General features: G+C 51.0%; 19 protein-coding genes. 6 read left to right on the plus strand and 13 right to left on the minus strand.

What is annotated here, in order from left to right; genetic code table 11:
* Positions 1-101: 101 nt before the first annotated feature.
* The 5 genes from GWQ22_RS13900 to GWQ22_RS13920 all read right to left on the minus strand — a co-directional run bounded on the left by GWQ22_RS13900 (position 102) and on the right by GWQ22_RS13920 (position 2,778).
* Positions 102-596 (minus strand): DUF6392 family protein, encoded by a 495-nt coding sequence (locus GWQ22_RS13900; RefSeq protein WP_275930660.1) that lies wholly within the window; start codon positions 594-596, stop codon positions 102-104.
* Positions 593-1,573, minus strand: a complete 981-nt coding sequence (locus GWQ22_RS13905) for an S-type pyocin domain-containing protein (protein ID WP_275930661.1) — start codon at positions 1,571-1,573, stop codon at positions 593-595. The genes GWQ22_RS13900 and GWQ22_RS13905 overlap by 4 nt, the downstream gene beginning before the upstream one ends.
* A gap of 10 nt (positions 1,574-1,583) precedes the next feature.
* Positions 1,584-2,051 (minus strand): type VI secretion system PAAR protein, encoded by a 468-nt coding sequence (locus GWQ22_RS13910; RefSeq protein WP_275930662.1) that lies wholly within the window; start codon positions 2,049-2,051, stop codon positions 1,584-1,586.
* Positions 2,052-2,188: 137 nt separating this feature from the next.
* The gene (locus tag GWQ22_RS13915) at positions 2,189-2,587 is read right to left on the minus strand and encodes a hypothetical protein (protein ID WP_275930663.1); all 399 of its coding nucleotides are present in this window, start codon (positions 2,585-2,587) and stop codon (positions 2,189-2,191) included.
* Complete coding sequence (locus GWQ22_RS13920) at positions 2,584-2,778, minus strand: DUF3283 family protein (RefSeq protein ID WP_275930664.1); 195 nt, start codon at positions 2,776-2,778, stop codon at positions 2,584-2,586. The genes GWQ22_RS13915 and GWQ22_RS13920 overlap by 4 nt, the downstream gene beginning before the upstream one ends.
* A 124-nt stretch (positions 2,779-2,902) precedes the next feature.
* Here GWQ22_RS13920 and umuD point away from each other — a divergent pair, with 124 nt between their 5' ends.
* Both umuD and umuC read left to right on the plus strand, forming a co-directional pair.
* Positions 2,903-3,325 (plus strand): translesion error-prone DNA polymerase V autoproteolytic subunit, encoded by a 423-nt coding sequence (umuD, locus tag GWQ22_RS13925; protein ID WP_042037009.1) that lies wholly within the window; start codon positions 2,903-2,905, stop codon positions 3,323-3,325.
* Complete coding sequence (umuC, locus tag GWQ22_RS13930; protein WP_275930665.1) at positions 3,322-4,602, plus strand: translesion error-prone DNA polymerase V subunit UmuC; 1,281 nt, start codon at positions 3,322-3,324, stop codon at positions 4,600-4,602. The genes umuD and umuC overlap by 4 nt, the downstream gene beginning before the upstream one ends.
* Before the next feature lie 390 nt (positions 4,603-4,992).
* Here the strand turns inward: umuC and GWQ22_RS13935 are convergent, their stop codons facing one another.
* Genes GWQ22_RS13935 through GWQ22_RS13960 form a run of 6 tightly spaced genes read right to left on the minus strand, consistent with a single transcriptional unit; the run spans position 4,993 to position 8,207 of the window.
* Positions 4,993-5,691: a TIGR02642 family protein gene (locus tag GWQ22_RS13935; RefSeq protein WP_275930666.1), complete on the minus strand. Its 699-nt coding sequence runs from the start codon at positions 5,689-5,691 to the stop codon at positions 4,993-4,995.
* A 21-nt stretch (positions 5,692-5,712) separates the two neighbouring features.
* Positions 5,713-6,426: a phage regulatory protein/antirepressor Ant gene (locus GWQ22_RS13940; RefSeq protein ID WP_275930667.1), complete on the minus strand. Its 714-nt coding sequence runs from the start codon at positions 6,424-6,426 to the stop codon at positions 5,713-5,715.
* Entirely contained in the window at positions 6,423-6,848 is a 426-nt protein-coding gene (locus GWQ22_RS13945) for a hypothetical protein (protein WP_275930668.1), read from the minus strand. The genes GWQ22_RS13940 and GWQ22_RS13945 overlap by 4 nt, the downstream gene beginning before the upstream one ends.
* Positions 6,845-7,162, minus strand: coding sequence for a Ref family recombination enhancement nuclease (locus tag GWQ22_RS13950; RefSeq protein ID WP_275930669.1), 318 nt, complete (start codon positions 7,160-7,162; stop codon positions 6,845-6,847). The genes GWQ22_RS13945 and GWQ22_RS13950 overlap by 4 nt, the downstream gene beginning before the upstream one ends.
* Positions 7,159-7,602, minus strand: a complete 444-nt coding sequence (locus tag GWQ22_RS13955; RefSeq protein WP_275930670.1) for a recombination protein NinB — start codon at positions 7,600-7,602, stop codon at positions 7,159-7,161. Before GWQ22_RS13955 ends, GWQ22_RS13950 begins: the two co-directional genes overlap by 4 nt.
* Positions 7,599-8,207, minus strand: coding sequence for a Rha family transcriptional regulator (locus tag GWQ22_RS13960; protein ID WP_275930671.1), 609 nt, complete (start codon positions 8,205-8,207; stop codon positions 7,599-7,601). Before GWQ22_RS13960 ends, GWQ22_RS13955 begins: the two co-directional genes overlap by 4 nt.
* A 313-nt stretch (positions 8,208-8,520) precedes the next feature.
* Between GWQ22_RS13960 and GWQ22_RS13965 the strand changes: the two genes are divergently transcribed.
* Entirely contained in the window at positions 8,521-9,219 is a 699-nt protein-coding gene (locus GWQ22_RS13965; RefSeq protein WP_275930672.1) for a hypothetical protein, read from the plus strand.
* Positions 9,220-9,319: 100 nt separating this feature from the next.
* Here GWQ22_RS13965 and GWQ22_RS13970 read toward each other — a convergent pair whose 3' ends face one another.
* On the minus strand, positions 9,320-9,829 hold the full coding sequence (locus GWQ22_RS13970) for a DUF4411 family protein (protein ID WP_275930673.1): 510 nt from the start codon (positions 9,827-9,829) through the stop codon (positions 9,320-9,322).
* Entirely contained in the window at positions 9,826-10,965 is a 1,140-nt protein-coding gene (locus tag GWQ22_RS13975) for an XRE family transcriptional regulator (RefSeq protein WP_275930674.1), read from the minus strand. The genes GWQ22_RS13970 and GWQ22_RS13975 overlap by 4 nt, the downstream gene beginning before the upstream one ends.
* Positions 10,966-11,448: 483 nt before the next feature.
* On the opposite strand from GWQ22_RS13975, the gene GWQ22_RS13980 reads away from it, so the two are divergent.
* From GWQ22_RS13980 to GWQ22_RS13990, 3 genes are all read left to right on the plus strand, one after another.
* Complete coding sequence (locus GWQ22_RS13980; protein WP_275930675.1) at positions 11,449-11,754, plus strand: hypothetical protein; 306 nt, start codon at positions 11,449-11,451, stop codon at positions 11,752-11,754.
* A gap of 314 nt (positions 11,755-12,068) precedes the next feature.
* Positions 12,069-12,578, plus strand: a complete 510-nt coding sequence (locus GWQ22_RS13985) for a hypothetical protein (protein WP_275930676.1) — start codon at positions 12,069-12,071, stop codon at positions 12,576-12,578.
* A 181-nt stretch (positions 12,579-12,759) separates the two neighbouring features.
* Positions 12,760-14,100, plus strand: coding sequence for a hypothetical protein (locus GWQ22_RS13990; protein WP_275930677.1), 1,341 nt, complete (start codon positions 12,760-12,762; stop codon positions 14,098-14,100).
* Positions 14,101-14,186: the final 86 nt, after the last annotated feature.

Genomic DNA, 14,186 nt, shown 5'->3' on the forward strand with positions numbered 1-14,186 from the left:
AATGAAAAAGGCCAGGGTCACGGAGACTCTGGCCATCTTTGGGAGATGCTAACGCGCTACAGCAAAACATTCAACAGATGCTGGAGGGGCCTTAATTGTTGCTATAGCAGAAACGAAGGATCCAGCTCCTTCCACTGCACCAGTTTGGTTGGCTTGAACCCTACAATAAGCACTCTTTGGGTAAGATCGTAACTCAGCAACATCGATACTTGCTTTGACCCTTTATCTAAAATGTAGTGGTCTGTTCCCCCCTTATTCCGGTTTACAATTCTGTATGGAGGGTGTGAATTAGCCGGTTCACCGAAAGTAGCTCTCACATCAGCCTTAGACATACTCTCCCATAAGGGGGCTGGTATCTCATTTGGGAACCTGTATTTGTTGTCCCCTTCTTTGAACAATTCCAAGTCAACTTCGATCAACTTCCTAGATGAGCGGTCAAACGATAAGAAAATGCCCTCCTTCGCCATATTCAACGTTATTTCGGGATCTCCTGAGTCACCCTTTGGCTTGGTTTTGTAGGGAATCAACTCAGCCTCCATCATGGCCTCATAGGTCATTCCTAAGCTATTGATTAGAGCCTTAACATCAACCGTCATTTGTACCACCCCTGCTCTCTGTTTACTTGATGCATTTCTTGTCTAGCCTTCTCGATTTCTGCATCGCTAAACCCTTCATCACGCAAACACCCTTTGATTGCGTTAATGTTTCTGTCCACAGAACCCTTGAGGTCTTTTGAATCTCTTTCTATCTGAGATGGTGTATTTCGACCACCATACGTCTCACTGCATTTTTGGTGCACTGATGCCGGAATAATTAGAGCCGCAACGTCTTTTTTCTGTGCATTCCTTTCAGCTGCTGTCATTCCTGAGTCTGAGTCTCTTAAATAACGTGCTATAGCAGCCGCAGAAGGCATATGGTCCGCATGCGTCCCTCTCCTGGGACGCCCTTGAAATCCTCGATAGGTATCCACCTCCAGCAGCTTAACTGGGGGTTTGCTAAATACCAAATACAGAGGGGGGATCCCCAGTGATGCCGGGAAGGTAATGATGCAATCTTCTAAGTCGTCGCCGCTCGCCGGAAATGTCTCTAGCTCAGCATCGGGAGCATCAGGGATGGGACGAACTAAAATGTTCGACACCTCCATGCCATCCCTTTCCGGGTAGTAACTGCTAGCATCGGGCACTTCACCACTGCTATCAGGGTACCAAGTTAGAGTAGGACCACCGGGGATCACTGCTACAACGGCACTGCCTTCTTGCCGTGCTTGCACGATAGGCACTGAATCCATGCCAGATGTTGCGCTGGTGTGGATCCCATACACTTGCATTCGCCCCTGCTCATCCTCAATAAATCGGAAGCGAACCCTTGTCGCAGCGCGGCTCATCGCCTGCAATTGCTCATCAGTGTAAAGAGTGCCATCCCCCATATCGGAAGGCCAAAAAGCCATCAGGAATGCGCCTGATGCAGCTCCACTGGTTCGAAGAGCCCAAGCCCCCAATTCTGCTGGTAAACTTCCCGAAATTCTTCCAAGCGCGACCTCTTTCGCCGCACTTCCTACTATGGCGCTAGTCATTTGCGACTCCTCACTTGGGGGTTGATGGCATTGGGGCTAGCACCACGGCTTTACCAAACATTGAAAGCGGCTCCGCACTTGTGGCGGCCTCAATTGTCGTCGGCGCAACAGAACTAGACTTCGCGAAAATGAAGGGAGTGACTTTCTCAAATACGGGAGGTGTGAAAATTGAATCGACCTTCTCGAACTGATCACCAACAATCACAGTTCCCGCGCCAATGATCACCCCACCACAGTCAACTGCGCTACCCGTGATAGCAAGCGGCTTGCCATTAACGAAAACCGTTGATGAACCGGAAGCGATCTTGCGTGGATGTGGTGGATGGTTCGGCTTATCGTGTGGCGCTAGGGGATCCCCTACCCTGGCAGCAGGGATACCATCGATGAAAACGTCTGGAGAGCCAGCCGTTATGGCCGTGGGGTGAAAGCCATCATGGTCAGTTCCAATGTTACCGACCTTGGCCGCATGCTTTGACATGTGAGCTCCATTACCTCAAATGAGGGGCACAGTACAATAAAATGATTTTCTTTTGAAGCCTGATATCACAACCTCAGCGAGTTGGAACTAAACATGCAAGGATGCTGACCATCTCAGAGCACAGGCTTGGCAGTGATTCAACTAGAAGCGGACGCTCGGGCAATTTGTCTCCAGCGTTTCACCAACAGCACGATGAGACACAGCGGGCCCAATACCAGAATGAAAACCAAGCTCACCATTAGCTTTGCAAACTTCCGGTCAAGCGATCCCTTTATTGAACCGTCATAGATGATTTGCTCACCTCTATTCCAGTAGCCAATGATCCATTGAACTGCGTATCGGCTGTATGGGTACAGCAGGGCCATCGCCAGGAGCACAATAGGGATGAGCAGCCAATTAACCATTGGTACATCATGTGCCGATGGCTTTATGAGGATCATTGCAACGGGGGACACCACGAAGATGCATAGCGATACAATAAACTGCCTTTTGAAAAACCAACTGGGCAGCAATAAAAGTGTTTTTTCTTCGGTCATTTCTGCTTCCGGTACCGCTCCACCTGCTGCAGGAAGTAGGCCTGCATCTCTCCCTTGTAGTTCCCCGCCTCACTCTCGGCTGGCACCTTGATCTCGGGGTTTCTTTCCTTCCATACCGCATAGGCGGCGGCCTTCTCGACCTCAACTCTCTCCTGCTGCTCTTTCGGCAGGGAACACAGATTGAACGACATTGGCGACTCCACGCTCAGAATTTGCCGATATCTTACCGCAATCCGGAGCCAATCGCCCCACGGTGATCTTCACCCAGAGCAACGCTATACTGTATTTATATACAGCACAACAGAGCCGCCCATCATGCTTGCAGTTCCCGATTTCAACGCCCCGACATTAGAAATCCCCTTGTTCCTCTCCCCTGCGGCGTGCGGCTTCCCATCCCCCGCCCAGGACTACGTCGAACAGACCATCGACCTGAACCAGCTCTGCATTGCCCACCCAGCCGCGACCTATTACGTGCGGGCTGCAGGGGATAGCATGGTGGATCACGGGATCCGCGATGGTGACATGCTGGTTGTAGACCGCAGCAGCAAACCAGTTCATGGCAGCGTGGTCGTGGCAGCCGTTGATGGCGAGTTCACGGTGAAGCAACTCCAGCTCAGCCCGTCGGTCTGCCTCCTACCGGGAAACCCGGCCTATCGCCCTATTCACTTCTGTGATGGGCAGAACCTGGAGATTTTCGGCGTGGTTACCTTCGTCATCCACAGAATGCCAGCCCCATGAACAAAAGCTGCGCTGTGGCGCTGGTCGATGTGAACAACTTCTACGCCAGTTGCGAGCGGCTGTTTCGTCCTGATTTGAAGGGGTGGCCCATCGTGGTGCTCTCCAACAATGATGGCTGCGTGGTGGCCCGTTCAGCTGAGGCAAAGGCGCTCGGCGTCAAGATGGGGGTGCCGTACTTCCAGATCCGCCAGTTCTTCGAGGCCATGGGCGGGATCTGGTTCTCCAGCAACTACACCCTCTACGGCGACATGTCGCAGAGGGTGATGACGATTTTGGAGGGAATGGCGCCAGCGGTGGAGGTCTACAGCATCGACGAAGCGTTCATCGAGTTGAGCGAGAGCTGGGCTGGCGACCTTGTGGAGTATGGCCGCCAAGTTCGCGAGCGGGTGCAGCAGTGGACTGGGCTTGTGGTGGGGGTCGGTATCGGCCCAACCAAGACCCTGGCCAAGCTCGCCAACTACGCAGCCAAGAAATGGCCGACCACTGGCGGTGTGGTAGATCTGCGTGACGAGGGGCGGCGCACTCGCCTGATGGCCATCACCCCGGTGGATGAGATATGGGGCATCGGCCGGCGACTGTCGGCAAAACTCAACGAGCAGGGAATCAAGACTGTTGCCGAGCTGGTTGCTGCTGATCCAAAGGCCCTTCGCCGGAGATATGGGGTTGTGGTAGAGCGAACGGTGCAGGAGCTGCGGGGGATCCCCTGCGCCGAGCTGGAGCAAGAGGCCCAGGCCAAGCAGCAGATCATCTGCAGTCGGAGCTTTGGGGAGCGCATCACCCAGATCGGCCCCATGCACCAGGCGCTGGCCGGCTACATGGAGCGGGCCGCCGAGAAGCTCAGGGCGGAGGGGATGTGCTGCCGCCATGTAACCCTATTCATCCGCACCAGCCCGTTCAGTAACAAGGCTCCCTATTACGGCAACCAGATCAGCACCAAGCTGGCGGTTCCCACCAATGACACCCGAGCCCTGCTATCTCTGATCGCCCCCCTTCTATCTCGGATCTGGGTTGAAGATCAGCACTACCAGAAAGGCGGTGTCATGCTTGCCGACTTCACCCCTACCGGCATCCAGCAGGGGGACCTATTCATCAACGAGCAGCAGGATCCCCGAAGTGATGCTCTCATGAAGGTGATCGACAGGATTAATCAGGGGCGAATGGGGAAGGTCTACTTTGCCGCAAGAGGCCGTGACAACAGGGAGTGGATGATGAAGCGGGAACAGTTGAGCCCGCGTTACACAACGAGCATCAGCGAGCTCCCCGCGGCGAAGGCATAATCTTAACCAACCTGGCCAGCTGCTGCTGGACTGGCTCCCACTTAGGGTCAGAGGGCACCTTTACTGCTCTCGGCGGAGGCTCTGGATGGATGGCTATCACCTTGATGAAAACCCGACGGGGGCTTCGCTTCCCAGGCTCACGCTTGCAGCTCCTTGTCTCGGCAACTGTCTCCACGTAGCTAAGACGACGCAGGTAGACCAACACGTCGCCGGCTACCGCGTCCGATACCCCAATCAGACCGGAGATTGAATGCAGATCGAAGAAGTCGCCATAGAGCAAACCCCATCCGGCGACCTGTAAAGCCATGGGTTTCAGCCTGCTATCCATTTTCCCTCATCGAGCTGCGTATTGACCCCACCACAATGAATAGCATTGCTTCAACCATTTACTCAAGCGGCTCTCATCTCCCGCACCTGCCGGTCAATGACCCTGGCCAGATCTGACGCCTGGTGAATCACCTCATCAACTGCATGCTCAACCGCCTCCCGCATCTGCACACCGAACCGGCGCGATACCAACTCAGAGTCCGGTACTACCCGCCCGGTACCGTGGCACTTCGGGCATTCGTCGCCGAGGCGTGGCCGCATGCCGGTACCATTACAGTGCGGGCAACGCCCTGATCGCATCATCTCAGCCACACAGTGGTCACGGGCAAGAGATAGGATCCCGTTACGCTCAGCCAACAGGCGCTGGTACTCATGATTGTTGCTGGCACGGTGCGCCCGCTTGGCCTTCTCCATCACCACCGCTGCCCGGCGGCGCTCCTTGTCATAGTGCGGGTGAGACAACAACAGTCGCTCCAGCTGCTCTGACTGCGGGCGCCGCAGCAGGATAGCCAGAGCTATAGTACCAGCCTCGCTGCTCCCTAAAGTTGTGCTGAAGTAGATCTGCAGTTCCGCGATGGCTTGCTGGTCTACCAGGTGATCGGCCATCAGGTATTGCAGACCCTGCTGATTAGATTTGGCGGCAACCTGCAGGGCACCGATCAAGTCATCACGTCCCAGGGCGTTGAAGTTGCCGGAGGATGGCTCATGGAGCGCTCCCTTCGGTGAGAAAAGGCGTAATGCCATTTCCAATGACTTACTCATATTCAGTCCTCCTCGGGAGGGTTAGGCAGCATGGGCTTGCAGATGGCCGGCAGCGAGAAGCTTGTGGGTCAACCATTGCTGACCTTTACCGGTGATGGTGGGAGAGAAGGCAAGACGAGTCTCGCCATTGATCTCGTAGGGCTTCTCGAGGACCTCGAAGTAACCCAGGTCGAGATATTGCTGGAAAGGCAGGTTGTGGCGATTGCCTCCCTTCATCAGGATCCGCATCTTGTGCAAAATGGCGAATATCTTCTTGGGCCCAATCCCCACAGTTTTGGCGAAGTTACCGAGAAGGACGCCCTTGTCGGCACCGGCCACTCTATCGGCAAAATCAACCTTCGGAGCCTGGATGGCAATCTGCTCTTTGGTTTGTTCAAGCTCCATGGCCAAACGACCGGCTTCAAGCAACGCTTCGGCATAGGTTCGTGGCAGTAATGGAACAAGCTGCGCTTCCAGCTCCTGCCAGCGGTCAATGATGCGAGCCCTCAGCTCGATGCTATAACCCGATACCAGGATCAAGCACTCACGCTTGGGTAAGTGGAAGCATGGGTAGTCCTGGCCATTTTGTTTGTTCTGGTGGGTCTCCTCAAATCTGAGGTCACCCCCAGCTCCGTAAAGCTCAAGCAACATAGCCCGGATGTCGCGCATGACATTGTCATGACGTTTCCCCACGAGCTCAGCAATCTCGATGCTAGTCATGGTCAGAGAGGTGTTAGTTGTGGTGGTCAAGTTCATGGTCGGGTTCTTGGTTGGTTATTGGTCTGTTCAAATGCTTTCAGCAGCCAGGCGCGCAGCTGGCTGGTCTTGATGTGCTCGAGGGTAACCTCCAATACAGTCCACCCAAGCAGGGCGGCCTCGTTCATCTTGGTACGGTCCTCTACGAACCCCTTCCCCCGGGTATGCCGGCCACCGGAGTGGATCCCGCCGTGGATCTCGACGGCGATCATCTGCTCTTCCCAGGCATAGTCGAACCGCCACTTTCGCTTGGGGTGGAACAGCAACTCGGTCACGGGGTCGGGGAAACCGGCAAGCTGGGCCAGCACCTTATTGTGCAGGCTGGTGACTTGTTGGGCCTTGCGCACCTGGTTGGCTGCATTCTTGACCTTGGGGCTGTTACCCAACAGCCGGGCCGCATCAAGGGCGGACAGTTGGATCATGCCGCCCTCCCGATGGTGTTCTTGCGCAGTTCGGCGACCTCTCGGGTCACCTGGACGAGCAGGGTCTCCTCACTGCCATGCTCGGCCTGCCAGCTCTTTGGGGCGGCGTGAAAGCCGGTGGGGTAACAGGCCCGATGATGCCGCGGGCAGAGAGGGATCACTTGGGTATGAGCGGCACGCTGCGCCATCCCGACGCCAGAGCGCACGTGGTGGATTTCCGCAGGACTTGGCCCTAGGCCTGCATTGCGACATGCAACACAGCCCATGGAGGCGACGTCAGAGAGATACTGCTTATCAGCTTTGCTCTTGCTCATGCCGCAGCCCTCCGGTATGCAGCCACCCAATCGAAACCTCGGCGGGATTCATCACCGAACTTCACGTCCTGCTGGGCGCCGAATGCCTGGGCCAACTCGATAAGGTCGCGCATCTCGCGCACGGTCATCTTGGAAGTGGACTTACCCAGCACAACGAAGCCGGTACCGTCGATGTTCGGCACCACGTCCTGCTGATACAGGGCGGCGCTGAGCACGTACTTCCATTCCTCCTTGGTAAGCTTGCGGCCGTACCAGTTCACCTGTTCGGCGATGTCGGCCAGTACTGCCCATAACATGGCGTTCTGGGCTAGGCTCCGGGTCATCTCCTTGATTTCGATGACCAGCGGCTTGTCCTGGTCAACCGGCAGGCCAGCGACCAACTGGCAAGCGCGAGATCGGATTTCAGGGCTGCGGAGGAAATACTTGGGATAGGCGCTCAAGCAACACCCTCCCCTATCAGTTCAAGAGAAAGCTGAAATCTGGCTTCGAGCTGGGCGTGTTCTTGGCACAACGCCCGCTTCTCGATGCGCCGGCGGGCCAAACCTTGCCCATGGAGAGTGCCTTTGGAGACAGAGATTGATTCGCGTCTGGCGAAGTCGTGCAGGAGCTGTTGCAGTTCCTGCTTCTCGTAAAGCTGTCCTATAACCCAGTCAAAAGCCTGGATGTACAACTCTTTGAAATAGGCAGCTTGCTTACCGGTGAAGCCCATCACCAGGAAGACCATTCCATTCTTGGTGATAAGGTATTCAGGGCGTAGCTCGCCTTTTCCATCGAGATATTCAACCAATCCAAAATTGGATGCGTGAAAGCTGGCACTGCATTCAAGGTTAAAGATTGCTCGCAGCACATGGCTATGCTGCTTTCCAAACAGCTCGGCCACTTTGCGGGAGGTAGTGAACACCTCCCTTTCCTGAGCACTCACCAGTTTCTGGAACAGGGCGACCTGCTCGGGGCTGAACTGAGGGGGGATAGATTTGATGTTGTGGATGCTGGCACAGCCGCGTGGGCGTGCTGCAGATAGATCTCGGGTATGCGGTTTGGTCATGGTCTGGGTCCTTTTGGTCATACACAGCCGGGTGGTCTAGGTCCGGCACTGACTATGGTACCCACTATTATTAATTTCTGTCACGCACCAGAAGCGATATGTGCCTCCAAGTTTTCCACAATACAATACACTCTCGCCCTAAACTGGGTCTAGACAATACTAATTCATTGATATCAGTTGCACTGTCTTACAATGGTCTGAAACACTTAGCTCGGTGGTCGACTTTAACCCAACCCATCAGAAGCCTAGGTCTCTGGGTATGATGTTAAAGCTGACAACGTGAACTTTCATAACAGTAAATAGGTTGATAATCATGCTTGGAAAGGCGGCTTCGGAAGCAAATCAGATTTTGGATAAAGTTGATAACTTCAAATATTTTGCATTACTTGGAACATTTGTGATGATGCTAGATAGTGCATTAATTTACATCCACAACACATCATTATTAACCATGAGTTGGAACGACATAGACTCAAAGATCACTATCGGTGAAACTCTTGCATTCACTTGCTTCTTCAGCTTATACATAACTTTCATTATCACTACTATTAGAATATCTATTAGCTCGATAGTTTATGTATTGCCCATTAAAGTGCGGGCCTTTTTCAACTCAGATACATCAAGTACACAGTCAAGAAGAGACTGCATCCACATTTGGCGCCTAGAATCCCTGGCGGTCAGGACAAACAACTCAACAGCGTATGATGTAGTAAAGACAAGACGACAGGATATAGATTCTCACTTTCAGCTTGAAAGATACTGCTTGGCATTTTTAGTTGCGAGTATCGTAAATTGGCTTACAAGCTCCGAAGAAACAAAGTCATTATTTTCCGTTATGAGTTTTGTTTCAGACATGAATGAAACATCACCTATTGAGACTACAAAGATATTATTTGGCTCACTGTTATATATCGGTATTTTCAAAATCGGTGTGCTAGATGGATGTGGAGTCATCTATGACAACTCCGATAGAGACTATGTATACCTCCCAAAAGATCATGAGTTGTCATAGCACTATGAGTGAGTGCGGTAACTACAAGATAAATAGCCCTTCAGCTGGCTCTCCTTCATGTATTTACCGCAACACACTGTTGACTTATTATCTTTCAGCCTTAAGGCGCTGAGCTCGAAGCACCCAGAACAAACCGAGCCTGAACCTCTCGCAAGAGCGTATAGGTGTTGATGCAAGGAACATTGAACTCTCGACAGATGTTCGGCACTTTCACCTTACGTGAGGAGAGATCCACAAACCCTTCTTGGGTAACAACGGTAGCCCCTATCGTGATAGCCTTCGCTATCAACCAAGGATCTGCTTTAGCCAAGAATTGATCTCGGTTAGCAGGGTTGTAGTGCCCCGACAATGCCACCTTTTGCACAATACTCGCATAATGCGCTTGAGTAGCCGAGTCGGTGTCATCGACAAAATGGTGTGCCCGTGTAGTAACCCATTGCGCCAACGTATCATCACCAGCCTTTAACTCTCGACCAATCATGCCTACGCTGGCAATCACTCCCTGGGTATACTGTAGATCTAGCCAATCCCAATAGGCCGGGCAGAATTCCATGTCATAGTACAGGTTCTTTGCTTGAATGTAGGTATTCGCGTCAAGCAGATATCTCACCGAGGCTCCCTAGCAAATTGGGCAATCTTTCCAGGCTTTATCCCACCGAGGAGATGACTGGCATCCCTTAGCAACAACTGACCACTGAGCGCCTCGCTCACAACTGCACTAGAGAATAGATGGCTGATTTGCGCATTTTTGACTTTGTAATAACTCGGACCACCACCCGTATCAGGACGGTTCTTATAATCTCGGCGTAGCTTTCTTACATACTCAAAGTAATCCTCTTGGCTGATGAAACCAAGAGTCTGCGCACGGCGCGCGAGTACCCAAGTGCTAACGTGGAAATGGGCCTCAAGACCCGCGAGGTTCTCACGCCAATCGTCATACTCATGGCGCCACATTTTACGGAACTCAGAAGCAGGTACGAGGAACTCTGCAGCGACAGCATTACAGACTGTTTCCTCCAGCCGATGACTACTCACACCACCGTCAGATATACCAGACTGGCCTATCCAAATGTGGCAGAGCTCATGGATAAGGGTAAACAATCTGGCCCCAGGAGAATCTGCGTCATTGACGAATATCAGTGGGGCATAGCGGTCTACCATCGCAAACCCTCTGAACTCCTCGACAGAAAGAGGGCGCGTATGATGACCGACGTCACTTTGACGCATGACAAGGATGCCACAGCCTTCTACCCTCCGAACTAGGTCACGATAATAGTCTTCCCAGCTACCTCTGGTCGGGTGCTCAGGGACACCCAACTTGGTTCGCATGTCCTTCACTATTGCATCAGCATCGGAGCGAGCATCAAAACGCCCCAGGATTGGGTTCGGCTCAGCAAACTGCTGCATGATATGGTCTCGGTACCACTCCTGGCGCAACTGCATCAGCTTGATGAGATCAAGCAGCCCAGCGCTAGGGCGGCCGCCCCCTTTGCCGTCAATCGTTCTCAGATCAGGAATGGGAAGTTCATCAACAGGCGGTTGCTGAAGGAAGAGATAGCCGAAGGGAACATAGGCCTTCTCGGCATAAGTCATCGCCTGGTTGAAGGTCAAGGCACGTTCGCCAGCCTCCCACTCAAGTAGCCGTTCCTCGCTCACCCCACACTTCTTAGCAAAATCAGTCACAGCTATGCCGGAACGCTCACGCGCCCAAATCAACATGTCTGTATTGATGATTGCCGTTGTCATAGCCACTCGTACCTTACTGAATTAAATATCATTGTAGAGAGCCTACTGGATGCCGTACAGGGCAGAAGGGACTAAACGAGTACGACATCGCTCACATTTTCGCAGTTTTGACAGCTCTCGGATGAAGAAGGCACATGATACATGAACTCTCCTACCCATCCACTCCAGACCTTTCTGGACCACCAACTCTAGAGGGTGAGCCAGCTTATTAACATCACTTCCCCAGTAGTCCCCCACAAAATCTGTGATCCCCTCCTGACTTACCTCTCATTTTGCTCAACAACCAGAACCATTTGAGGTACGATTCCAGCACGGTACCCAAGCTCCAAGCAAGGCCTACCTATGACAAGGAACTGTCATCTGATCACAGGTCAAAAGCAGCAATCTGGGGAGCTGTAACTTAGGGGCGGTAGCTAATGAGTTTCATGCCCTTATAAAAGCATCACAAGGACTTGATGTTCATCACTGACAAGGAGCAACCCTATGGGTGAATGGTCAGAGTATTTTGAAGACTTCCCGGAAGAGAACCCGGCGAATTGGGTAAACGGGGAGTTTAACCCTCAACTCGCGCAGGAAGTACGAAACCACGAAGCACAGTTGAGCGCGACAACTAACAAGGCTCGCTCAGAAATCAACGCTGTCATCATGAAGGCTTGGCTGGAGACCAAATCTAAAGCTTTCCTCCTGACTGAAGACTGCCCACAGTGCGGTCTTCAAGAATTGAGCACCTACAAGATCAGCGACACATTCTACCTCTGTGAATGCCAGGACTGTGGCATCCACGGTTGAGGTGAGACTCATGCCATGGCACTTAAAAATACCTTCGATGCAATAGGTGATGGGCTTGACTGGAGAGATAACACGATTCAGCTAGAGTGACGCCCTCCCTCATTTATGACTACGACAACCTAGTGGCGGCCAGTAGCCACTCATTTCCATCCCTCCACTATAACATTATCTTTTATTTATATTTACAACCAATTTCAGATTAAAGAGCTCATTATTAAAACGCACAAATCAACATAAACAATTAAAACCTTTCACCCACTATAAATTATCTAACATGTCAACTAGGGAAGTAGAATACTATACAAATGACACACATGACTTTCAATGAATGTATTTACGGTGGTGAATTATGGAGCATATTAAATACAAATATTTTGCTTATTGCCACCCTTGCTATATTTGGCTGCAGCATGCAGAGCACCTTGACGATTAGAGATGTTATAAAAAAACAAGTTAACAAAAAAACTTGGTTCACACTTATATTTTTTGCCCTAACGTTACTTTTCTCTGGAACATTGTTAGAGGGAACCATTCCAGATTTACTGTCTAGGCCATGTGGTAATTATGCTGAAGTCATTATTAAATTTATCATAAAAATATTTGATGTGCTTTTATTAGGTATTCTTCTATTAACAACATCCTTTCTTATTGCAGATAGAATTGTCCAAGGTCAGAGAAAACACCAAGAAGAGACTCAAGGAAATATCTGCCATGATGCGTTAAGCAGAAGAGACATTATAATTATAGTATCAGCAACTGCAGCAATAACAAATATATCAGCATGGGCAGTGATTTCTATTTTTATGTATTTTAACTACAGTTGAACAGTTAAGGTATCCATTAGAGATGTTGGATTTCTTACTTGTTCTATGAGTTCGCATGGTTTGAGGGAAAATTCAGTCTCCACTATCTAAAAAACCTCATACTGATTTAATCAGTCTAGCAAGGTCATTTAGCAAAATTTATATCAAACAACCCTAACCATAAAATACTTTAGTAGGCATTATGACCTTTGATTATCTTGCTTCATTCCCTATCCCTATTCATATAATGCCGCCAAAACTACGTGGCTTACTGGAACCCATCGGTTTATCACCTACACAATTAGTGGAGGTAGCCTCTAAGCAGGAAACTAACAATAATGGAGACCAAGCTGAACACTTACATTTGCTAATGGCTGTAGTTCCTGAGGGAGAAAGTGGTCCAATAAAAGTTCTGCGCGAGTCATGCCACGGAGTAGTCGAATACTCAGTTCCTTGCGGTGATACGCCTGGCTGCTCCGCCGAATTCAGCCCATCACTCTCTGGTTATGACTATATTGTCGCAGCCTGGGGTGATAATTCGTTCTTTACATTTAATCTCGCTGAGAAGGTCTGGATGACCCTTGGACTGACTCCTCGCTGCGTTGGTAACGACCAACAGCGTATCGTTTATGATGACTTAGGGCTTCCAGAGTTTAGTGTGGCCGAAGGTGAGGTTTCTAGTGAGTACCATTATAAATTGAAGAGAAATGTTTGCTGGCGTATGTCGAATGAATACCTTCGTCGCTACCTCTGGCTACGTGGATCCCGAGGTGTGCGAGTATTCTACTACTCAGTCCAGTTACCAGATATACCAGCAATCCGTGAGATCATGGACGGGCAATCTCATGTACTTCTCAAACCTGCGGAGGGGGTTGCTTGGTATGAACTGGATATCCGCAACCACAACGGAGGGCTTTTACTCCAACTTTGGGCATCTGTTGAGGCCGTTTCTTCAGAACTCTGTCCGGAGCAGTCAGCTGAAGGTATTCTTTGGCCTGGCAGCACTCAACCTATGACTCATACGAGAGCGAATGCCTTGATGAGTGATAGCCCGGTTTACCTAGATGATCGATTTCTTCAAAAATACGAACAAAGCACTTTCTATGACTCTATGCCTGCCCATGTCTGGGGACATTGGTGCTGCAGCCCATCGTATAGAGGGCAATGGGCATTTACTGAATGTCAACGCGTTGGACGCAATCTAATTAAGGTGCCAATGCGAGAATTGTATAAGCCTAAACCTGATCGCGAAATTGTACATGCACGAGCATTCGCAATTGATCCAGCTAGTTTGGGAGGCTTGGATTTTAAAGAAGAACATGTAGTTGCCAAAGTACAACGCCTTCTTGACACCCTTCTACGATTGGGTGATGGTCTTTCAGCTCTAGGTACAGTCGTGGGACTGAAAAAGTCAGCACTAGAATTAATTGGATTTGATCGTGTCGAGGTCGTAGCTAATGGCTGGTTGAACTACCCAATGCTAAGCCGGCTAGCCCAAGTAGTCAGGGCAAGATCGCGAACGTTTTTTGACCAAGAAAAATAGGTTTGACCCTGCGATCCAGCTGTGATCTTATGCTCCTTTTTCAGGAGTGCCTTCATGTCTATTGATGCTGTTTTTGCTCAGTTTTT

Source organism: Aeromonas sp. 1HA1 (genome assembly GCF_029237385.1).
Classification (GTDB): domain Bacteria; phylum Pseudomonadota; class Gammaproteobacteria; order Enterobacterales; family Aeromonadaceae; genus Aeromonas; species Aeromonas popoffii.

Coding starts and splice junctions, on each gene's coding strand:
- GWQ22_RS13940 (WP_275930667.1), bottom strand. CDS start 6,426: ATGAACTTGACCACCACAACTAACACCTCTCTGACCATGACTAGCATC.
- umuD (WP_042037009.1), top strand. CDS start 2,903: ATGCTTGCAGTTCCCGATTTCAACGCCCCGACATTAGAAATCCCCTTG.
- umuC (WP_275930665.1), top strand. CDS start 3,322: ATGAACAAAAGCTGCGCTGTGGCGCTGGTCGATGTGAACAACTTCTAC.
- GWQ22_RS13975 (WP_275930674.1), bottom strand. CDS start 10,965: ATGACAACGGCAATCATCAATACAGACATGTTGATTTGGGCGCGTGAG.
- GWQ22_RS13985 (WP_275930676.1), top strand. CDS start 12,069: ATGACTTTCAATGAATGTATTTACGGTGGTGAATTATGGAGCATATTA.
- GWQ22_RS13965 (WP_275930672.1), top strand. CDS start 8,521: ATGCTTGGAAAGGCGGCTTCGGAAGCAAATCAGATTTTGGATAAAGTT.
- GWQ22_RS13980 (WP_275930675.1), top strand. CDS start 11,449: ATGGGTGAATGGTCAGAGTATTTTGAAGACTTCCCGGAAGAGAACCCG.
- GWQ22_RS13915 (WP_275930663.1), bottom strand. CDS start 2,587: ATGACCGAAGAAAAAACACTTTTATTGCTGCCCAGTTGGTTTTTCAAA.
- GWQ22_RS13910 (WP_275930662.1), bottom strand. CDS start 2,051: ATGTCAAAGCATGCGGCCAAGGTCGGTAACATTGGAACTGACCATGAT.
- GWQ22_RS13905 (WP_275930661.1), bottom strand. CDS start 1,573: ATGACTAGCGCCATAGTAGGAAGTGCGGCGAAAGAGGTCGCGCTTGGA.
- GWQ22_RS13960 (WP_275930671.1), bottom strand. CDS start 8,207: ATGACCAAACCGCATACCCGAGATCTATCTGCAGCACGCCCACGCGGC.
- GWQ22_RS13945 (WP_275930668.1), bottom strand. CDS start 6,848: ATGATCCAACTGTCCGCCCTTGATGCGGCCCGGCTGTTGGGTAACAGC.
- GWQ22_RS13900 (WP_275930660.1), bottom strand. CDS start 596: ATGACGGTTGATGTTAAGGCTCTAATCAATAGCTTAGGAATGACCTAT.
- GWQ22_RS13950 (WP_275930669.1), bottom strand. CDS start 7,162: ATGAGCAAGAGCAAAGCTGATAAGCAGTATCTCTCTGACGTCGCCTCC.
- GWQ22_RS13990 (WP_275930677.1), top strand. CDS start 12,760: ATGACCTTTGATTATCTTGCTTCATTCCCTATCCCTATTCATATAATG.
- GWQ22_RS13935 (WP_275930666.1), bottom strand. CDS start 5,691: ATGAGTAAGTCATTGGAAATGGCATTACGCCTTTTCTCACCGAAGGGA.
- GWQ22_RS13920 (WP_275930664.1), bottom strand. CDS start 2,778: ATGTCGTTCAATCTGTGTTCCCTGCCGAAAGAGCAGCAGGAGAGAGTT.